This is a genomic window from Pseudomonas sp. Van50, from assembly GCF_055390755.1.
Genome location: NZ_AP024343.1, coordinates 6,900,304 through 6,921,141, shown reverse-complemented (window position 1 = coordinate 6,921,141; position 20,838 = coordinate 6,900,304). Strand labels below are relative to the sequence as shown.

Sequence of the window (20,838 nt, the reverse complement as noted above, 5' to 3'; positions counted from 1 at the left end):
TGATAGATGGAACTTGTTTTCGAAATGCTGAACGCCAACCAGTTCGTCCCGTCACGGCTGTGCCAAAAGACCTTTGGGCCGGCCGGCGGCGTGATTGGGCGGGGCGAGGGCTGCCACTGGGTCATCCATGACCGCGAGCGCCTGCTGTCCAAGCGTCATGCGCAGGTCAGTTTCCGTGACGGTGTGTTTTTCCTGACCGACACCAGTGGCAACGGTACGACTCATCGCCAAAGCGGCGCGCGTCTGCCCAAGGGCGAGCCGGTACGGATACAGGACGGAGATGCCTACATCATGGGCGATTTCGAGGTCCTCGCACGGCTGGTCTCCAGGCCGGCGGGCCAGCTTGCCGAAGCGAGCCGTTCGATGCCGGTCGACAGCCTCATTCCGGATGACGCCTTTCTGGAACTCGACCCGCTGAAGGCGCTGGATCAGCAGGAGCGGGCCGTTTTGGACGTCGATGAACTAATAAATCCCGCTGTCGTGCCGCCGGATGCCCTTGGGCGGCCGGATTATGCGCGTATCGACATGGAAAACCTGCCCTGGCCGGAGCTGGTCGAAGCCCCCCTTGAACCGGGCCCGTCCGCCGACGTTATTGATCACCCTCTCGAAGGCTTTTGGCAGCGCTTCGGTACTGCCCTGGGCATGGATCTCGACAGCCTGGATGGCGAGGCCCGCGAAGCCCTGGCGATCAACGCCGCGCTGCTGCTCAAGCAAAGCATCCAGGCTTTGCAACAGAGCCTGCGTACTCGCTCGGAATTGAACAGCGAATGGCGTCAGGCCCAGACCTATGAAGAACGGGTTCGCTTGATTGCCGGCCTGCAAATCGACCACCACGGATGATGTCCATGCCGCACTGCACGATGCACTTATCCAAGATTTTGCCGGCGTTCGCCACGACCCTGCTGCTGGCCGGTTGCTCCGCGTTGTCGCCCTTTTCGACGATGACCAAGCTCAACCTCACCCTGACGGCCAGTGATCGACTCAACCCCGACCTCAATGGACGACCATCGCCCGTGGTGGTGCGGTTGTTCGAACTCAAGCACCCCGTGGCTTATGAAAACGCAGATTTCTTCAGCCTCTATGAGCGCGCGAGGGAAACACTGGCCCCTGATCTGGTTTCCAGCGAGGAGCTGGAACTGCGCCCAGGCGAAACCGTCGAGCTCAGGCTCGCTATCAGCGGGGATGGCCGTTACGTGGGCGTACTCGTGGCGTACCGTGACCTGCCACACGCTCGCTGGCGCTACACACTGCCGGTGGCGGCAACGCAGTTGACTGAAGCGAACCTGACACTCGACGAAAATGGGATCGCCAACACGCTTGAGCGGCTGGCCAAGGTGGATGACCGATGAATCACGATAAGGTCATCTGGCAGGAAGGCATGCTGTTGCGCCCACAACATCTGCAACACAACGATCGCTACTTCGACCACCAGTTGAAGGTTCGCACTCGGTTGCTGGCCAGCTACGCCTGGGGATTCCTGGCGCTGGATATCGATCTGCAATTCCTCAACATGGGGCAACTGGTGGTCAGCCAGGCCAGTGGGGTCCTGCCGGACGGCAGTCTGTTCGAGTTGGGCGGCAACGCCGAGCCGCTGGCCTTGGAAGTACCATCCAATACCCGCAACACACCGATCTACCTCGCGCTGCCATTGGTGACCGGCAATCACATCGAGTCCCGTCGTCCGGAACAGTCTGATGTATTGGCACGCTACACCCTCTACGACGCGCAAGTGACCGACTCCAACGCCGGGGATGCCGGTGCAAGCCAGATCAGTTGCGGCCGCCCGGACCTGCGCCTGCTGTTGGGCGAACAGCAGAGTGACCATGCGTTTGTGAAGCTCAAACTCTGCGAGGTGCTCGATACCACGGCCGATGGCGTCATCAGGCTGGATCCGAACTTTGTGCCGACCTTCATCCAGGCCCGCTCCTCTCATTATTTGCTGGCGTGCCTCAAGGAGATCATCGGCATGCTTGCCCATCGGGGCGATAGCCTGGCCGAGCGAGTCCGCTTCAATGGCAAGGCCGGTGGTGCGCAAGTCGGCGATTTCATGATGCTGCAACTGATCAACCGCAGCGAACTGATGCTGCGTCATTACCTGGACCTGGAGCAGGTGCACCCCGAAAAACTTTACCGAGCGCTGCTGGCCTTGCTGGGTGACTTGGCAACGTTCTCCAGTGACAGCAAGCGCCCGCCGCTCAACAACCGCTACCGGCACAGTGACCAAGGCGCGTGTTTTCGAACCCTGATGCAAGCGATCCGCCAGGTTCTATCGATGGTGCTCGAGCAACACGCTATCGAGCTGCAACTGCAGCGGCGCCAATACGGAATCATTGTCTCGCCGGTGCAGGATCTGTCACTGCTGGACACCGCTTCATTCGTACTGGCGGCAAGTGCCCACTGTGACGGCGAAGAACTGCGCCATCGATTGCCTGCGCACCTCAAGGTCGGTTCGGTGGAGCGCATCCGCCAGTTGGTCAACCTGCATCTGCCCGGCATCAAGATCAGGCCTTTGCCCGTGGCCCCTCGGCAGATTGCATTCCATGCCAACAAAACCTATTTCATTCTCGAGCCCAACGCCGAAGACCTGGCGCAACTGAAGCGCTCTGCAGGTTTTGCGTTCCATGTCAGCGGTGATTTCGCCGAGCTTGAACTGAATTTCTGGGCCATCAGGAACTGAACCAAATGGATAAGGAAAGTCCTCAGGACGAAAAAACGGTCCTGCTCGACCACCATGGACAACGCCCTGCTTCAGGGCCCTTGACCGACGCTGCCGCGCCACCGCGTTTCGAACAGTTGCAAGAGCGAATGATCTACGCCGCGCACCTGCCGCAGCCACAGATATTCACGGTCAGCCTCAATCCGCTGGTGGCGGCGGCGTCCGGATTGCTGTCGCACATGGTGCAGCTCAAGCACGGTCGCGAACGCGAGGACCTGCACGCCCTTAAAGGTGAGCTGAAGCGGGGCCTGGAGCAGTTCGAAGCCTGTGCCTTGCAGGGCGGTGTTGAAAACAGTCAGCTGATCGCCGCGCGTTACGTGCTGTGCACGGTGATCGATGAGGCGATTGTCACCACGCCGTGGGGCCACGGAGGTGGTTGGTCACAGATAAGCCTGCTCAGCACCTTCCACAATGAAACCTTCGGCGGCGAGAAAGTCTTTCAATTGCTCGAGCGCTTGTCAAAGAGCCCCATCAAGCACTTGCCGATGCTTGAGTTGCTGTACCTGTGCCTGTCCCTGGGTTTCGAGGGTAAATACCGGATTCAGACCCGCGGGATGCTCGAACTCGAAAGCCTGCGCGACGCCCTGTATCGGCTGATTCTCCAGACCCGCGGCGACACCCCGCGTGAACTGTCGCCTCACTGGGAAGGCTTCGACGGTGCGCGACGTCGTCCGGTGCGCATTGTCCCGACCTGGACGGTGGCGGTGTTCACGCTGGCCTGCCTGGGGGTGATGTATGCGAGTTTCGCCTGGGTATTGGACGAGCAACGCAAAAGCGTATTGCAACCTTATCAACTGTCAGAACCGGTCGCTGCTCAGCCGCTGCCGTAAACAGGGACGTGTCATGAAATTGCTTTTCAGGAAAGCCGGCGCCTGGGTGCGCCAGACCTGGGTTTGGACGCTGCTGCTGGTGCTAGGTGTCACGCTGTTGGTGTGGTTCGCCGGGCCATTCGTGGCCGTCAATGACTACAAGTTCTGGGCGAGTCCGACGGCGCGATTGCTGACCGCCAGCGTGCTGGCGCTGGGCTGGGGCCTGGGCATGGTTTTCGTCAATGAGCGCGCCGCTTCCAACACCAACGCCCAACAAAACGTCCCCAACCAGGCTCGCGCCCTGCACCAAGCCAGGATCGACGATGAGCGGCGCGAAGTGCGCTCGCGCTTCAAGCAAGCCTTGACCAGGTCAAGGTCCTCGAACCTTTATGCCGGTCGCAGCGATTTGCCCTGGTACCTGCTGATAGGCCCGCCTGCCAGCGGCAAGACCCGTCTGCTGGAGTGCTCGGGCCTGGAGTTTCCTCTCAACAGGCTAGATCGCAGCCCTGTCAGCGACGCATCTGGCACTCGGTATTGCGATTGGTATTTTGCCGAGCACGCCGTGCTGGTCGATACCGCCGGGCGCTACCTGACTCAGGCGGACAGTGAGGTCGACGGCCGTGGCTGGGCCGTATTGCTCGAACTGTTGCGCAAGCGTCGCCGCAGTCGTCCGTTGGGCGGTGTACTGGTGACGGTGCCGGCCGAGTTGCTGTTGCGGGGCAGTGAGGACGAAGTGACCACGCTGGCCCGTCAGATTCGTGGTCGCCTGCAGGAGCTGCAACAGCGACTGCACATCGATGTCCCGATTTACCTGGTCTTGAGCAAAGCGGACAGCATGCCCGGTTTCGATGAGTTCTTTGATTCGCTGACGCGTGAGGAAAACGACCAGGTGCTGGGGGCGAGTTTCAGCCGGGACCCACGCGGCAGTGACATCACCGTGTTACGTGCCGAGTTCGAGGCGCTGCTGCAGCGGCTCAATAGCCAAATGATCATGCGCATGCATCAGGAGCGCGACACGCTACGCCGTAGCCGTATGCTTGATTTCCCTCATCACCTTGGCCAGCTCGGCACCAGCCTGTGCCTGCTGGTCGAACAGGTGTTCGGCGGTAACGTCGGAACGTTGCGTGGTTTCTATTTGACCTGCGCATCGTCGCTGGACCGCACGGCAACCCCGACCGCCGAACCTGGCTACGCGGGGTTGGGAGTCAGCCATACCGCACCTGGCCGGCGCTCGCGGTTCATTCATCACTTGCTCAGCCGGGTGATCTTTCCGGAAGCTGATTTGAGCGACCTCGTTCAACGCGAACGCCGCCGTATCCATTGGAGGCAGCGGGCCCTATACCTTGGAGCGCTGGCAGTCGTTGGTCTGTGCGGGTTGTTGTGGGCGAAGGGTTTTTCAACCAACCACGAGCGCCTGGACAGCTTGCGTACGCTGGCGCAACGCTGGGACCAGCAGCAATCGACCCAGATGAACGCTGATGACTGGAGCGCGCTGCTTGAATCACTGGATACGCGTTTGGAGGCCACTCGGGTTTTCCCACCCTACAGTGCGGTGCCGTTGCATGAGCGTGTCGGCTTGTATCAGGGGGAAGCGATCAAGGCTGCGGTGATCGACGCTTACGAGCGTGAGCTTCAGGCGCAACTGCTACCGAAGATTGCGCAGAGGCTGGAAGAACATGTCCGCAACAGCCGGGCTGACCGCGAGCAACTGCTCAACAGCCTGCGTGCGTACTTGATGCTGGGCCTCAAAGAGCGTCGCGATATCGCCTGGCTCAAGGATCGGGTGGCCAACGACGAATCGCTTCGTTACCCCGGCAACACGGCGCGACAAGAGCGCTTGAATGCCCACTTCGCGCGCCTGTTGGAGCTGCCCTTCATCCATGAGCTCAACGAGCCGCTGGTGGCCCAGGCTCGGGAGGCGCTTCGCCGTGAGTCCTTGGCCGCCGTGGTGTACAGGATGCTGCACGAACAGGCCAATCATCTGCCGCTCTACCGACTCAGCCGACACCTGGGTTCACAAGGTGCGCTGCTGGTTGGCACCGACCGTATGATCCCCGGTTTCTACACCCGCCAGGGTTACGAACGCTACTTTTCGGTCCAGGGCGTGGCCCTGGTCACCGAATTGCTGCGGGACAACTGGGTATTGGGTGAAGGCGATGGCCTCAGCGGCATGGACATGCGGCGCCTGATGGTCGAACTGGAACAGCTGTATTTTCGTGATTATGCCGACCACTGGAGCGAAGCCGTCGGTCAGGTCGGCCTGCAAACCATCAGCCATCCGGGTGAGGGCGCCGAGCAACTCGCGGGCCTGACCTCGGCACATTCGCCGATTCTGCGGCTGCTGGTACAAGTGCGCGAGAACACTCGACTCCAGGGGGGGCCGAGCAGCTCGACGATCTGGCGCCAGCGGTCGGGAAGGGTGGACAAGCCGTGACAAAGCTCGTCGCCGTAGCTGGGAAAACCGCTGCGTCTCTGACCGAGCATCTGCCGGACACCGCGCAAAAATCCCTGCGACGGCGTTTCGAACCGCTGCATCGTCTTCTGGATAGGGATGGCGGCCCCACGGCTGATCTGCTCCAGGCCTTGCGGGCCCTTGATGAGGTGCAATTGCAACTGGCGAACCTGGCTCGGGCCAGTGCACCGGAACAAGCGGCGTTCGAACTGGCCAGGCACCGCATGGGCGGGCAGCGCGATGCGCTGAGCAGCCTGCGCGACGCTTCTGCTCGGCTTCCGCGTCCGGTCAAGGCATGGTTCAACGTGCTGGCCGAGGATAGCTGGCGCTTGGTGCTCAACGACTCGTACCGCTACCTGAACCAGCGTTATCAAAGCGAGCTGTACAGTTTTTACGGCAAGGCGATCAACAAGCGGTATCCGTTCAGCGCCCACAGTGCCAGCGACGTCGCGCTCAACGACTTCCGGGAGTTTTTCAAGGAGCAGGGCATCGTCGATCGATTCTTCGAACATTACATGCAGCCCTTCGTCAGTGGCCCTGCGGGACACTATCGCTTGCGTAGTATCGACGGCCAGAGCTTGCCGATGTCTCGGGTCTATCTTGATCAGATGGCGACAGCGCATACCATCCGCCGGAGCTTTTTCGCCGAAAACCCGACCGAGCCGCAAGTGCAGTTCAAGCTTGAACCGTACACCCTGGATCCGGCGGTGAGCCGTGCTGAATTCCGCTTTGGCGACCAGACGCTTGAGTACCGCCACGGTCCGATCCTGCCGGTGGCATTTACCTGGCCAACCGACGCGCAGAACGGTCGGACCGCCCTGGTGCTGGATAAAATGATCGGTCGTGGCGTCGGCATTGAGAAGAATACCGGGCCGTGGTCGCTGTTTCGTTTGTTCGACCTGATGCAGAGCGAATACCTGACCGGGCGCGATGTCCGTGTATTGAAGGCGGACCTGGGTGGCCTGCGCGCCAATTACTTACTGACGAGCCAGCGCACGCCGAACCCTTTCGACATGAGCGTGCTGCGCACATTTCGCCTGCCGGTGCAGCTTTGAAACAGGAGCCCGGCCCCTGGCGCAGCGCCGCGCGCACGGACCCTGGCAAGACCCGGGCACGTAACGAGGACGCCTTTCTCGACTGCCCGCGACAGGGAGTGTGGGCGGTCGCCGATGGCATGGGCGGCCATTCGGGCGGCGACATCGCCAGCCAGTTGATCGTTGCCAACCTGGCGGCACTGCCCTTGTACCAAGACTTGGATGAACGTTCGAAAGCGGTGCGCCAATGCCTGCGCTGGACCAACCGCCGGTTGAGCCAGGAGCTTACCGTCACCGAAGATCATCCCGGCATTACCGGCAGCACGGTGGTGGCGCTGTTGCTGGAAGGGAACCGTGGGGTCTGCATCTGGGCGGGCGACAGCCGTTGTTACCTGTGGCGCGGTCGTCGGTTGTACCAATTGACCAAGGATCACTCACTGCAACAGCAACTGATCGACACGCAACACATCAGCCGCGATGAAGCCGGTGCCCATCCTGCGGCCAAGGCATTGACGCGCGCGGTGGGCGCCGCAGCAGAACTGACGTTGGAGGTGCTGGAGCTGGATGTTCACCCGGGCGACACATTTTTGCTGTGCAGTGACGGTCTGTACCAAGGCCTTGGTGCGCAAGCCCTTGGCAATGCCTTGGGCCTGGCATCGCCACCTAGGGTGTTGGAGCAGCTTTTCGATGACGTCTTGCGTGGCCCGGCGCGGGATAACCTGACGGCCGTAGTGATCCGACCGTGAATGAAGAGGCTGGTCATCCCACGTATTTCGCCTTCGCCAACGCGGCACCCGTTGTGAAATCCAACCCGCGTAGCGCCAGCGAAGTACCGGACATACTCGCAGGGCGCTATCGCCTCGAACGCTTGCTTGGGGCCGGCGGAATGGGCGTGGTTTACCGTGCGCGGGACCTGTTGCACGAACAATACGCCGATCCCGATCCGTACCTTGCGCTGAAGATGCTCAGTGAGGCATTCGATGAGTCAGCCGATGGGAGTGCGTTGCTCTACAGCGAGTTTGCCCTGACGCGGCGATTGCACCACCCGAATATTTTGCGTCCGTACACCTTCGAGGTGGATGCCGGCCAACGGCGAGCGTTCATCACCATGGAGCTGATGCGCGGCTTGACCCTGGACCAGCTGCTTTGCGAACGGCCCCTGGGGCTGCCTTGGCCTGAACTGAAGGCGATCGCCGTGCCGCTGCTCGATGCTTTGGCGTACGCCCACAGCCGTGGCGTGCTGCACGGAGACATGAAGCCGAGCAACGTCATGTTGAGCGAGGAAGGCCTGCGTCTGTTCGATTTTGGCTTGGGCCTGGCCGAGGAAGGCCCCTCGCAGCACCTGCCGAACCTGAACCGTGAGCGCCTCAACGCTTGGACGCCAGGTTACGCGGCACCTGAATTGCTTGAAGGTGCACGCCTGTCAGCGGGTGCCGATGTCTATGGTGTGGCTTGCGTGCTGTATGAACTGGCGAGCGGCCAACACCCGTTCCGACGGTTACCCGCCACCGAGGCTCGCGATGCCCGGTTGGAGCGCGGGCTCAAGGCACCGCGCCACCTGCCCAGGCGTTGCTGGCCGGCGCTGCGAATGGCGTTGGCGCTTGATCCGGGGCAGCGGCGTATTGGTGCGGCTCAGTTGTGTGATGCCTTGAGTGATGTTTCGTCTTGGTGGTGACATTCCCCTGTGGGAGTGAGCTTGTCTGACCCGGTGATGTTGAAGGTGCCGTCGTCATCGCGAGCAAGCTCGCTCCCACAGTTTTTTCCCAGTTGTTCATAGGCATTGCGTTCACGCAAATCCCCTGTGGGAGCGAGCTTGCTCGCGAAGGCGGCAGTACATTACACACCTAAGTCCGGCCCTTCTCGATCTGAGGGTGTACGCGATCCGTGGCCAGAGATCGCTCCCGCTGGGTGGCGCAGCCGACGTAAACCGGCTGATGCGGTTTTTCCGGAGAAATGCGTCAGCCTGTTTTGGGGCGGCTTCGCCGCCCAGCGGGAGCAAGCTCCCTCGCCACAGGGTTGGTGGTGTTGCGGCTATCGTGGGTCGGCGTTATCCAGTACTCAGTTTGCCAGCAATGAATTAACTTTTCTGGAACAGCTAAGCGCGATCAATAAAGAAGCGTCGAGACAGTGCTGTCCCGACGCTTCATAGTTTCTCCGTCTACGCCGGTAAATAACGATGGATACGCGGCGTTCTTTAATTGCATTATTTATCAACGGAAGGTCTGGTTACGTTGTATTGCCTTATGCCCTTCCCAGCACCATCAAATGTATCTTGGAGATCGGCAAGCTTATTACTTGCCTTTTCTTTTTCTTTTGGACTGGCTCCGCTTCGCAAAATTGCTTGTTCTTGTTCCATCTGGAGTTTTGCGTTTTTCAGCGAGGCATCCCGGGCTTCAGCCTGGGTTTCCAATATTTTGACGCACCAAGCCGAGAATTTTTTCTGGCCCTCATTCGGGTCTGGCAATAAAAGAGCCGACATGCACAATTGCTGTTCATCATCGGCAAGCACAACGTTATTCACAATCCCTTCGACTGTTTTTGCTATTTGTTGTATGTGGGCGTCTGATCGTTGGCTACCCATGCCAGTGGTTTCTATTTTTACCTTTATTTCCCCGTCTGCAATGACGCCTTTTGTATCGGCTATTGCGCTGTCGATAACGGTTCTATCGTCTTTCAGGTTTTTGATTTTTTCCGCCAGGTCCGATGCGGTTTGATCCATTTCCGACGTATCAGCCTTGGCGTCCGCTTTTTTTGCGTCACTGATTTTTTTGTCTACGGCCGTCTTCTCTGTTTCCAGGGCAGAAATTCTATCGCTGACCTTTTCTCTCTCTGCTCTTTGTTCGGAAAGTGATTTTGTCGCTTCGGCCCGCCCACTGGTCGTGAGGGCTATTGGAGGGGCCTTCACCGTTCCTGTCAGTTGCTCAATCGCCAAAAGGGCCACTGTATTTTTTTGGAAGCGCCTCATGAGAAGGTCATATTGAGCGGCGCTTATCGCGCCAGACATGTAGCTCTCACACAAGCGATAGCCGAAATCACGGAGCAACTGGATGCTTTGTGTGCGTATGCCTGTGAATGCGGCTCCATCCTGCATGGCGAAAGCCAATTCACCGCTTGCCTTACCTGGATACCCCCCTTTTGCCGCCAACTCATAAGCAAGGGAGGCCATTGCATCGGGGCTGGGTTCTGCACAGACAAACACCCCGTTCTTTTTGTGCTCCTCCGAAACGAGCTTTCCGGTGGGGTCGTATTTTCTGGTTACGTTCTCATTGGGGGCTACCAGTATGGCTCTCTGTCGAATATCGCTCAGGGAGCTTTCCCCACGAGAAACATCAAAAGTTCGGTAGATGCTGTTCAGGTTGGCGCAGCCGGCGATAGACATAATGATGAAAGCTAATAAGGTCCCCTTCATGGCGCATGGCTCCCTTTGCTTGGCGATGATGGCACTCTGGTATAGCTCATGGAGTCGATGTCCGCGACTGAGCCGAGCAAAAGAATGTTGGGAGACCAAGCCAAAGCGCATTTTTTTTTTCGGCAAGCGGGGGCGGCTTCGCCACCCAGCGGGAGCAAGCTCCCTCGCCACGGGGATTTGTGCTTAGCCTGCGTGGCTGTACAAGATGTTGTAGAACGCGGTGTGCTCATCGTTGATCAAGGCAAGATCCTGCCCTGTGGGAATTTTTTCGAACAGCGCTTTGTCGACCCCCATCCGACGCCGGATGATCACCTCCAGCAATTGGCCGAACAACGCTTCATCACGGACGTGTTTTTTCAGTTTTAGAACGTCGCGAGGTTTGTCTTTCAGGATGTGAAAGGCGTAATTCATCACAACCATATTGGAGACGAACAGGTTTGCCGTTGACTGAAGCGGATTGACCGCATCGATCAACGCATCAAATATTTTTTTCGGGTCCTGAGCGTACGTGAGCAGAAATACATCGGGGTACATAAGCTCGCTGTGGCGATCATTGATCGCGAAGCGGTAATGAGTCTCGTCGGGCTCGGTGAGTAATCTGACGGTGCCTGTTTGAAAGGTCTTCAACGTCCTGAGCAGTTCATGCTCTTTCCTGCTGTCGGCCTTGATCGTTTTGTAGACCCGATCAATCACATCCAGAAAAGCCACGGACCCCAGCCCGTCGGTCGCCATCATCAGTTGATTACCTTCGATGCTGAACCGGCGATAAGCCTCGTCATCAATGCTCAATTCGAAAAGCAGAAACCTGAGCATGTAGTTCCTCAGGTGCGTGTCCGCATCCAGGGCGCTGTTCTTCAAGCTGATCAGTTGGATCAGGTAGAAGAAAATAAAGTACTGCTTGTTGGTTCGTTGACGGTTGTCGATTTCAAGCAGGTAGCCAAAACGCGACAGGACCAGCAGGAGGGCGTAGCAGTCGGGTTCTGTGAAGCCGTTCTTCAACATGGCTTTTTCGAAAGCGCTGACGGAAAACAAATCATGCCAGCGGCTAACGCTGAAGGGCGCGCCATTGCGTTTTCTGGCGACAGCGGTCAGCAGCGCAGGCTCGTCTTCTTCGTAAAAAACAGCACCCAACGCCTTCGGATACGGCCGGACGTTGAGGAAATTTTCAAGCTTGTAGGAGAGAAGATCGAATATGTCCATCTGGCGTTATCCGCAGGTCTTCCATTTTCCGTTCGGGCCTTTTTTCTCGACACGAAATGACGTAATGGTTTTATTGAATTTATCCAATAATCGGAAACCGATGCCTCTGGCCTTGGGCTCATTCGTCTTGGACAGCACGCCATCTTTCAGGCCCGTCTCTTTATAGTCAACGGTAGAGATGTCCTTGTGATTATTGAGCATGCTCACACCTTCGTTATTGACGGTGGCCACTACCCGATACTTCTCATTGCCTGGGTTGAATCCAGGGTTACTGTCCTGGTTGACCCACACCGCTTTCTCTCCTCGAATATTCGGAACCAGGCCACCTTTGCCCCCGTTGGCAGCCTTGGACGAGACGGTTTCGCTCTCGCCCATGTACCGGATAATCTCATTCTCTTTGAGCCCCAGCGGGTCGATCCAGGTAAATGGATTCGGTGCGTAGCGATAGAGATTCAGGCTTGCCGCCAGGCCCAACGGGTCGGGCGTGGTAAAGCGGCCTATGTCGGGATCATAGAAGCGGAAGGTGTTGTAGTGCAGGCCCGTTTCCCGGTCCAGGTACTGCCCCTGAAACCGCAGGTTCTGTTCTTCGATGTAGTACGGCTCACGGACTTCATCAGTGGTGTTGCCCCATACCTGGTAGTGAGCGTGCCATAGCGGATGGCCGTCACTTTCGGTCAAGGCTTGTGGCAAACCATTGGGGTCGTTGTGGTAATAGCGGATGCGTTGATGTTCATCGATGCCGTCGACACGGGCCAAGGGCTCGTGACTGTCGCCGATGTAGAGGTACAGGCTGGTCAGGCTATTTTTATGTTCCTTGAGTAGTTGCAGGCCATCCCAGTCGAAACGCGTGCAGGCGATGAGACGTCCGTCGTCATCGTGTTCGGTTTTCTCAATCCTTCGGCCCAACGGGTCGTAGCGCATCCTGACGATGCTTTCACCGTCGGACTTGTGCGTTCGAACTTCAACCAACCGATGATCCGAGTCGTAGCTGAAACGCTGCAGGCCATGCCGGCCGCTGCGCTTTTCAATCATTCGGCCAAAGCCATCGTAGCGATAGTGCTTATCCTGATAGCGCTTGAGTTGGTTGTGCGTAACCCGCCCACTTGTACCCGGTGAACCGTCGAGGAGATTGGCGGCGGCATCGAAGGAGAATGTTTCATTCTGGCTTTGCCGAGTGCCCTGGCTTGCCAGGATCCGGCCCGTCACATCGTAGTGCAGCAATTGGCGTTGTTGACCTGTTGGCCGCCGCTCAAGGCGCCCCACCAGGTGGTCGCCAGGATCAAACTCGAAATGGGTCTGATCGGTGGCAGGGATCAACGCCGGTTGGCTGGTATGCCGACGTTGGCGGCTGCGCAAGCGCCCGCTACGGTCGTACTCACTCCGTGTGCTGATTTGGCCTTGGGTGCGCAGTACCTCTCGATGCAGCCGATCGCGTTCGAAGTCGCTGATGACGTGCCCGTCGAGGTTGATTTGGTGCAGATGACCACTGCCGTAGTACAGACGGTTGACCCAACGGCCATCGGGTAGCTGGGTCTGGATCAGGTTGCCGAGTTCATCGTAGTGATGCTTCAGAACACCTGCTGAACTCTGCTCCTCAATCAGATAACCCAGAGCGTCATAAGCAAAGCCCAGTCGTTGTTCGTTGCCGTCGTTATCGACAACCGTGGCTTCGATTAACTGATTCAACGGGCTATAGCTGTACCGGGACTGTCCATCCGGTGTGATTCGGGTTGTCAGCCGGCCAATGGCATCACGTTCTAACTGATGAACAAGGGGCTTTTCACTGGGCTGATGACCACCTCGCGACGCGGCGACGGTTTCGACCCGTTTTACGTTGTTGAGGGCGTCGTATGTGTAGCCTTTGGCGCTGCCATCAAGGTTGCGCTGTTCGGCCAACCGATCCCCTGCATCCCAGGCAAACCGGTAGCTTTCGCCATTCTCGTTGGTCAGCGCTTGCAGCCGGCCGAAGCTGTCGTAGACAAACTGCACCTGCCGGCCCTGGGCGTCGGTGCGTTGGCGGACCTGGCCGCGGCGGTTGTGTTGGTAGAGCGTGGTGTGCCCGGCCGGGTCGGTGTAGCCGGTGAGCTGGCCGGCGGTGTCGCGCTGGTAGCGCTCGGTGCGGCCGTCCGGCAACTGGCTGCCGAGCAAACGCCCCTGGGCGTCGTAGCTGAATTGGGTGCGCTCGCCGAGGGCGTCGGTGATGGTCTGCAAATAACCGCGGGCGTCGTAGCTGAAGCGTGTCGGGTAACCCGAGCAATCGACGTGTTCCACCAATTGGCCGAACGGGTTCCAGCGCAGTTTTTTGCTTTTGCCGGTGGCGTCGATGATTTCCACGACCTGGCCGTGGGCGTCGTGGCGGTAGCGGGTGACGTGGCCCAGCGGGTCGATTTGCGCTGTGCAGTTGCCGCGTTGATCGTAGCGGTATTTCCAGCTGTGGCCGGCGGGGTTGGTGTCCACCAGTGGCAAGGCCCAGTGTTCGAGCCAGAGGGTGGATTCGCTGCGGCCCAACGGGTCGGTTTCGCTGAGCAGGTTGCCGGCTTCGTCGTAGCTGAATGAGTACTGGCCGCCTTGTGGATCGGTGGCGCTGAGCAACTGGCGTTCGTCGTTCCATTCGAACAGCCAGGTCTGGCCGAGGTTGTCGGTGTAGTGGGTGATCTGGTGCTGGCTGTTCCACTGCCGGGTGCTGACGCGTTGCAGGCTGTCGCTGATGCGGGTGGTGCCGGCCTCAAGGTCATAGTCGAACTGGTAGGCGTCGCCTTCGTCGGTCCAGTGCCGGACCACGCGCCATTCCTGGTCGTCGATCAGGGCCCATTCGTAGAAGCAGTGCAGGCCGGTGGGCAACTGGTGCTCGACCATCCGTTGCCCGGCGTCGTAGCGGAAGCGCCGTTGTACCTGGCCGCTGGCGTCGCGCACTTCGGCGAGGGTGTTGGCCGCGTCGTAGGCGTAGCTGACCAGCACCTCCCGCGTTTGGTCGGGGTAGAGGCGCTCGATGTGGGTGACGCGTTCGCCTGCGCGGATCAGCTCGACGTGCACCAAGTCGAAGGTGTCGCGCAGCCGCACCAGGCGTCCGGCGTCGTCGTAGTCGAGGTGGATGCGGTTGTCGTTGCGGTCGCCCAGTTGGTTCAGGCGCAGGTGTGAGGGGTTGGCGGGTGAAGGTTCGAACAAACGGTACAGGCCGTCTTCGCTCTCGATCAGCAATTGCCCGTTCACGTGGCGGCGCACGGCCAGGCCTTCGCCGGCGCTGAACACCGCGCCGCCCAACGGGATGGAGCCCATGTCGATGGGCCGGCCCTGTTCGTCGGTGTAGACCAGGGTTTCGCCGCCCTCGGGGTGGGGTTGGATTTCCACCTGCACTTCGTAGGCGACACTCCAGCCAGCGCCGAACAAACTGTCGCGGCGTTCGTCGCGGCTGTTGTAGACGCGCTGCCAGTCAATCGGCAGGATGCCGGGCAAGACGAAATCCAGGTCCTCGTCAGCGCCCAGCACTTTGGCCCCGGTGGCGGCATGCACCGGGTTCGACGAACCCATGGCCGCGTTGGCGGCCGCGTTCGCCGCGCTGCTGGCAGCCATGGACACCGCGCCGCCCACCAGCATGCACGGCAGTTTGCTGAAGAACTTGCCCTTGCCGCCCTTGAGCATCAGCAGTGCGGTGACCGCCAGGCCCACGCCCGGGGTCTTGCCGCTGCGAATCTCGCGCACCACCACCGAGCCGCCGCCAATGGTCACGTCAGGGGAAATCAGCCCGGCCGACACCACCGTGGCATCGCAGGTGCTGCGGTCGCCGCTGCGCACGGCGGGCTGGCCGTTGATGGTGACCTTCTCCGAACCTTCGGCCATGAACTGCGGTGGCATGGGTGGGTGCTTGGTGCAGATCACCAGGTCTTCCGGTCGGGTCTCCGTACCGGGGGCGGGCGAGGCGACAGTGGGGCGCCACATTTGCGAGAAGAAACTCCCGGCCATGTCCAGGTAACTGGGTTCTTCTTCCGGCTCGGGCATTTCCGGTTCGGTGCCGGCCGGCGCCACATGGGAAACCACCGCGCCGGCGGCCCGGGCCGAGGGGATGTTGTTGGTGAAGGTGTCCTTGGAGCCGGTGAGGATGTTGGCCTGCACCGTGGGCGGAAAGAGGGCGTTGCCGATGCCCTCGCATAAATTGCTCAGGCCTTTGTCGGCCCCGGTCTTGCTCATGGCCAGGCCGACGATGGTGCCCACCACCAGGCCCAGGACGAAGCAGCCCAGGCCGCCGGTGACCACGGTGATGCCCGTGGCCGCGACCACGGCGGCGGTCGCCAGGGCGGTGATCGCAATGTTGGCCGCCACCTCCAATACACCGCCCAGGATGTCGGCCATCATCGAGGTGTGGTTGAGTGCATCGCCCAGGCGGGCGGCCCAGAGCGCGTCAGACATGCACGTTGCTCAGGCGGGTAGGGTGGTTGGGGAGAGTGTGTTCAAGCAGTTGGATGCCTTCCATTGCATCTGTCCTTGTGGGTTAGGGCATGCTCATCAGGGCCATTCTCAGGCGCTTGATCAGTTTCGGGGTCTTGAGGCAATCGGCCGGGCGTTTGTTACCCAGGGCGGGCACGGTCTGTTCCAGCCACCATAAGCCTTCCTTGAGCCCCCTTTTGCCATAGAGCACCACGGCCATGTCGAGGTTGTCATCCATGGCCTTGGCCAGCACGCGGGCGTTGTCGTCGAGGTAGTCCTCTTCGTACAACCGCACGAAATGCTGCCAATCGGCATCGCCGACGTATTCGTCTTCCAGTCCCATTTTAAAAACCTGCAAACGAAATCAAGTTGCTGCCGGTCGGGTTTCGCGCCGACGGCGCCAGGATCCCATCATAACCATTAGCCTTGGCCCAGGCGCCGATTTGATGGGTCTGGGTGTATTTGTCGCCGGTAATGCTCTTGAGGGAGACCCCCAATTGTTTGCGCACATCGGCCCGGGTCAGGTCCAGGACGTTGTTGAGCTGCACTTTCTTGCTGACCAGCACCCGTGTGGACAGGTCCACGCCCCAGTGATTGACTTCGCCCATGGCTGTCTTGCGTGAGTTGGCGCCATAGACACCGCCCAGGCCGGGGGCGGTGTAACGGTGCCTGGAGGCGACGTTCCACTTGTGCGCCGTCCAAGTCGTGCTGATCCGCCCCGGCTCTTCAAAGCGATACACCGTTCGGTTGACCTTGCGACCCTTGGGCGGCGTCGAGCATTTCATCAGCCCGAAGGGGTCGATCCAACTCACCGGGTTCGGCGCATACTGGTAGAGGTTCAGCCCACCGGCTAGGCCGATCGGGTCCGGTGTGGTGAAGCGGCCGATGTCCGGGTCGTAGAAACGCAGGGTGTTGTAGTGCAACCCGGTTTCGCGGTCCAGGTATTGGCCCTGGAAGCGCAGGTTCTGCTCTTCGATGTAGTACGGTTCGCGCAGCTCTTCGGCGGTGTTGCCCCACACTTGGTAACGGGCTCGCCAGAGTGTGTGGCCGTCGGCTTCCGAGAGCTGTTCGGGCAGGCCGTTGAAGTCGTTGTGGTAGTAGCGGACCTTCTGCTGATCGCCCAGGCCGTCGACCCTCGCCAGGGGTTCGTGGCTGTCGTCGGCGTAGATGTAGAGGCTGGTCTGGCTGTCGCGGTGTTCCTGCAAAAGTTGCAGCGCATCCCAGGTGAAACGGGTGCGGCTGAGCAGCGTGGCGTTGCGGTCGTACTCGGCTTTTTCGATGCGTCGACCCAACGGGTCATAGGTCATTTTTACGACCGAGCCGTTATCGTTGCGCACTTCCACCAGGCGTTGTTCGGCATCGTAGCGAAAACGCTGGACGCCACGTCGGGCGCTGCGTTTTTCCACCATGCGACCGAAACCGTCATAGCGGTAGCGCTTGTCCTGGTAGGTCAACAAGCGGTTATGCGCGACCTGGCCTGTGCCCAGGCCGTCCAGCAGGTTGGCGGCCGGGTCATAGGCGAAGCTTTCACGCTGGCCTTGAAGGTTGTCCTGGCTGGCAAGAATGCGGCCGGTGGCGTCATAGTGCAGTAACTGGCGATGGGACGCTTCGGGCTGGCTGTCGAAGCGCTCCACCCGTTGATCGCTGGCGTCATAGCCAAACAGCGATTGCGCCACAGGCTGCAGCAGCGTGGATTGACCCTGTTGCCGCCGCTGGCGGGCCCGCAGGCGGCCACTGCGGTCGTATTCGCTGCGGGTGCTCTGGCGCCCCTGGGTACGCAGCACTTCGCGGTGCAGGCGGTCGCGCTCGAAATCGCTGATGACCTGGCCGTCGAGGTTGATCTGGTGCAGGTGACCGCTGCCGTAGTGCAGGCGGTTCAGCCAACGACCGTCGGGAAGCAGCGTCTGGTTCAGGTTGCCCAGTTCGTCATAGCGATGTTCGAGGTTCCCCGCCCAGCCTTGCTCGGTAATCAATTGCCCCAGGGCGTCGTAACGCAAGCCCAGGCTTTGTACTTCACCGGTCTGGCTGGTGAAGGTGATCGCGTTGACCTGGTCGAGCGCGTCATAGCGGTACTCGGTGCGCCCGTCTGCGGTGACTTTCGCCACCAGTCGCCCCATCGCATCGCGCTCCAGCTCATGAATGATGGGGGCTTGGGGGGCGAGGTCCAGGTCGGTGCTGCCAGGCACCGCGAGCGCTTCCACGCGGGTGACGTTGTCCAGCGGGTCGTAGGCGTAGCGCTTGAGGCTGCCGTCCAGGCTGTGTTGGGCGGTCAAGCGGTCGGCGGCGTCCCAGGCGAACCGGTAGCGCTCACCGTTTTCGTTGGTCAGGGCCAGCAGGCGCCCGTAGTTGTCGTAGCTCAGCTCCACCCGGCGACCATGGGCGTCGGTGCGCACCCGCAGTTGGCCGCTTAGGGTGTGTTGGAAAGTTGTCGTATGCCCGGCCGGATCGCTATAGCTGATCAACTGTCCGCTTGCGTCACGCTGATAGTGCTCGGTGCGCCCGTCCGGCAGTTGCTTGCTCAGCAGTCGACCCTGGTCGTCGTAGCTGAAAAGCGTCCGCTCTCCCAGTGCGTCGGTGCTGCTGAGCAACAGCCCTCGCTCGCAATAGCTCAACCGTGTGGTGTAACCGGAACAATCGGTGTGTTCGCTGAGTTGCCCAAGCGCCGTCCAGCGCATGCGCTTGCTTTTGCCGGTGGCGTCGATGACCTCCACCACTTGGCCGTGGGCGTCGTGGCGATAGCGGGTGACGTGGCCCAGCGGGTCGGTTTCGCGAACGCGGTTTCCCCGCGCGTCATAGCGGTATTGCCAGGTATTTCCCGCGGCATCGGTTTCAGCCAGGGGCAGGGCCCAGTGTTCGAGCCACAGGGTTGACTCGCTGCGCCCCAGCGGGTCGCGGGTTTCGCAGAGGTTGCCCGCTTCGTCATAGCTGAACTGATGTTGCCCGCCGTTGGGATCGGTCGCCCCCAGCAACTGGCTTTCGTCGTTCCACTGGAAGGTCCAGGTGCGACCCAGCGTGTCGGTGTTTTCGGTAATCTGATATCGGGTATCCCAGCGACGGGTGCTGATGCGCTGCAAACCGTCGGTGATGCGCGTGGTCCCGGCGGCCAGGTCGTAATCGAAGGTGTAGGCGTCGCCCGCGTCGGTCCAGTGGCGAACCACGCGCCATTCCAGGTTTTCAACCAACGCCCATTCATAGAAACAGCGAAGCCCGGTAGGCAGTTGGTGTTCCACCATTCGCCGCCCGGCGTCGTAGGCGTAGCGACGTTTTACCTGGTCGTTGGACTGACGGACCTGCGCCAGATCGCCCTGGCCGTCGTAGCCATAGTGCATCAGCACTTCCCGGCGTTGATCGGCATAGAGGCGGTCGATCCGGCTGACCCGTTGTGGCCAGCGCTCGTCATACGCCAGTGCGATGCGGGTCAGGTCGAAGGTGTCACGCAGTTGCGCCAGGCGTCCGTTATCGTCGTATTCCAGGTGGATACGGTTGTCGTTGCGGTCGCCCAGTTGGTTCAGGCGCAGCAGCGCTGCATTGGCTGGCGTGGGTTCGAACAAGCGGTACAGCCCGTCCGCGCTCTCTATCAGCAACTCGCTGTTGGCATGCCGGCGCACGCTGAGGCCTTCACCGGCACTGAACACGGCACCGCCCAGGGGGATCGAGCCCATGTCGATGCGGCGGCCCTGTTCGTCGCTATAGACCAGGGTTTCGCCGCCGTCTGGATGGGGCAGGATTTCGACGCGCACCTCGTAGGGCACGCTCCAACCGGCACCGAACAATCCGTCGCGGCGTTCGTCGCGGCTGTTGTAGAAGCGTTGCCAGTCGATCGGCAAGATGCCGGGCAGGACGAAGTCCATCTCCTCGACATCGCCCAACACTTTGGCCCCGGTGGCGGCGTGCACGGGGTTCGACGAGCCCATCGCGGCGTTGGCCGCGGCGCCCATCGCGCTACTGACCGCCATCGACGCCGCACCGCCGATCAACATGCAGGGCAGGTTACTGAGGAATTTACCCTTGCCGCCCTTGAGCATCAGCAGCGCCGTGACCGCCAGCCCGACGCCCGGGGTCTTGCCGCTGCGGATCTCGCGCACCACCACCGAACCGCCACCGATGGTCACGTCAGGTGAAATCAGCCCGGCTGATACCACGGTCGCATCGCAGGTGCTGCGGTCGCCGCTGCGCACGGCGGGCTGACCGTTGATGGTGACTTTGTCCGAGCCTTCGGCCAGGAACTGCGGCGGCATCGGCGGGTGTTTCATGCAGGTGATCATGTCCAGCGGCTTGGGCACGGCACCGGGGGCGGGTACGGCGACGGTGGGACGCCACATCTGCGAGAAGAAATTCTCGGCCATGTCCAGGTAGCTGGGTTCGGCTTCGGGTGCTTCAAGTTCGGTGCCGGCCGGCGCGACATGGGACTCGATCGCCCCGGCGGCGCGGGCGGCAGGGATGTTGTTGGTCAAGGTGTTGGTGGAGCCGGTGAGGATGTTGGCCTGCACCGTGGGCGGGAAGAGGGCGTTGCCGATGCCCTCGCATAAGTCGCTTAGCCCCTTGTCGGCCCCGGTCTTGCTCATGGCGAGGCCGACCACGGCACCCACCACCGCGCCGAGCAGGAAGCAACCCAAGCCGCCAGTGGCAACGGTAATGCCCGTGGCCGCGACCACGGCAGCCGTCGCCACCGCGGTGATCGCAATGTTAGCGGCCACTTCCAGGACGCCGCCGAGGATATCGGCCATCATCGAGGTGTGGTTCAGCGCGTCGCCTAGCCGAGCGGCCCAGAGTGCGTCAGACATGCAAGGTGCTCA

At 60.6% G+C, this 20,838-nt stretch carries 11 protein-coding genes and 1 pseudogene; 7 read left to right on the top strand and 5 right to left on the bottom strand.

Annotated features, from left to right (window positions below; translation table 11 throughout):
* The first annotated feature begins 6 nt into the window (after window positions 1–6).
* From tagH to ACZ5M5_RS30080, 7 genes and pseudogenes are all read left to right on the top strand, one after another.
* Entirely contained in the window at window positions 7–840 is an 834-nt protein-coding gene (gene tagH / locus ACZ5M5_RS30110) for a type VI secretion system-associated FHA domain protein TagH (protein ID WP_464738361.1), read from the top strand.
* 5 nt (window positions 841–845) lie between these two features.
* A complete protein-coding gene (tssJ, locus tag ACZ5M5_RS30105; protein ID WP_464738360.1) occupies window positions 846–1,349 on the top strand; it encodes a type VI secretion system lipoprotein TssJ in 504 nt (167 codons plus the stop codon).
* A complete protein-coding gene (gene tssK, locus ACZ5M5_RS30100; RefSeq protein WP_464738359.1) occupies window positions 1,346–2,677 on the top strand; it encodes a type VI secretion system baseplate subunit TssK in 1,332 nt (443 codons plus the stop codon). Before tssJ ends, tssK begins: the two co-directional genes overlap by 4 nt.
* Window positions 2,678–2,682: 5 nt before the next feature.
* Window positions 2,683–3,546, top strand: a complete 864-nt coding sequence (gene icmH, locus ACZ5M5_RS30095; RefSeq protein ID WP_464738358.1) for a type IVB secretion system protein IcmH/DotU — start codon at window positions 2,683–2,685, stop codon at window positions 3,544–3,546.
* Window positions 3,547–3,559: 13 nt separating this feature from the next.
* A pseudogene (gene tssM, locus ACZ5M5_RS30090) lies at window positions 3,560–7,032 on the top strand (type VI secretion system membrane subunit TssM).
* Window positions 7,029–7,757 (top strand): PP2C family protein-serine/threonine phosphatase, encoded by a 729-nt coding sequence (locus ACZ5M5_RS30085; RefSeq protein WP_464738357.1) that lies wholly within the window; start codon window positions 7,029–7,031, stop codon window positions 7,755–7,757. Before tssM ends, ACZ5M5_RS30085 begins: the two are co-directional and overlap by 4 nt.
* Window positions 7,754–8,686 (top strand): serine/threonine-protein kinase, encoded by a 933-nt coding sequence (locus ACZ5M5_RS30080; protein ID WP_464738356.1) that lies wholly within the window; start codon window positions 7,754–7,756, stop codon window positions 8,684–8,686. The genes ACZ5M5_RS30085 and ACZ5M5_RS30080 overlap by 4 nt, the downstream gene beginning before the upstream one ends.
* A 528-nt stretch (window positions 8,687–9,214) precedes the next feature.
* Here the strand turns inward: ACZ5M5_RS30080 and ACZ5M5_RS30075 are convergent.
* The 5 genes from ACZ5M5_RS30075 to ACZ5M5_RS30055 form a co-directional block, all read right to left on the bottom strand.
* Window positions 9,215–10,420, bottom strand: coding sequence for a hypothetical protein (locus ACZ5M5_RS30075; RefSeq protein ID WP_464738355.1), 1,206 nt, complete (start codon window positions 10,418–10,420; stop codon window positions 9,215–9,217).
* A 183-nt stretch (window positions 10,421–10,603) separates the two neighbouring features.
* A complete protein-coding gene (locus ACZ5M5_RS30070) occupies window positions 10,604–11,620 on the bottom strand; it encodes a hypothetical protein (RefSeq protein ID WP_464738354.1) in 1,017 nt (338 codons plus the stop codon).
* Between the two features lie 6 nt (window positions 11,621–11,626).
* Complete coding sequence (locus ACZ5M5_RS30065) at window positions 11,627–16,024, bottom strand: RHS repeat-associated core domain-containing protein (protein ID WP_464738353.1); 4,398 nt, start codon at window positions 16,022–16,024, stop codon at window positions 11,627–11,629.
* An 82-nt stretch (window positions 16,025–16,106) separates the two neighbouring features.
* On the bottom strand, window positions 16,107–16,385 hold the full coding sequence (locus ACZ5M5_RS30060; protein ID WP_060740010.1) for a hypothetical protein: 279 nt from the start codon (window positions 16,383–16,385) through the stop codon (window positions 16,107–16,109).
* A 1-nt stretch (window position 16,386) separates the two neighbouring features.
* Window positions 16,387–20,826: an RHS repeat-associated core domain-containing protein gene (locus ACZ5M5_RS30055; RefSeq protein ID WP_464738352.1), complete on the bottom strand. Its 4,440-nt coding sequence runs from the start codon at window positions 20,824–20,826 to the stop codon at window positions 16,387–16,389.
* Between the last annotated feature and the right edge of the window lie 12 nt (window positions 20,827–20,838).

What these genes read in the sequence shown, in the direction of transcription:
- icmH (WP_464738358.1), top strand. Translation starts at nt 2,683, where the DNA reads ATGGATAAGGAAAGTCCTCAGGACGAAAAAACGGTCCTGCTCGACCAC.
- tssJ (WP_464738360.1), top strand. Translation starts at nt 846, where the DNA reads ATGCCGCACTGCACGATGCACTTATCCAAGATTTTGCCGGCGTTCGCC.
- ACZ5M5_RS30065 (WP_464738353.1), bottom strand. Translation starts at nt 16,024, where the DNA reads ATGTCTGACGCGCTCTGGGCCGCCCGCCTGGGCGATGCACTCAACCAC.
- ACZ5M5_RS30055 (WP_464738352.1), bottom strand. Translation starts at nt 20,826, where the DNA reads ATGTCTGACGCACTCTGGGCCGCTCGGCTAGGCGACGCGCTGAACCAC.
- tssK (WP_464738359.1), top strand. Translation starts at nt 1,346, where the DNA reads ATGAATCACGATAAGGTCATCTGGCAGGAAGGCATGCTGTTGCGCCCA.
- ACZ5M5_RS30070 (WP_464738354.1), bottom strand. Translation starts at nt 11,620, where the DNA reads ATGGACATATTCGATCTTCTCTCCTACAAGCTTGAAAATTTCCTCAAC.
- tagH (WP_464738361.1), top strand. Translation starts at nt 7, where the DNA reads ATGGAACTTGTTTTCGAAATGCTGAACGCCAACCAGTTCGTCCCGTCA.
- ACZ5M5_RS30060 (WP_060740010.1), bottom strand. Translation starts at nt 16,385, where the DNA reads ATGGGACTGGAAGACGAATACGTCGGCGATGCCGATTGGCAGCATTTC.
- ACZ5M5_RS30075 (WP_464738355.1), bottom strand. Translation starts at nt 10,420, where the DNA reads ATGAAGGGGACCTTATTAGCTTTCATCATTATGTCTATCGCCGGCTGC.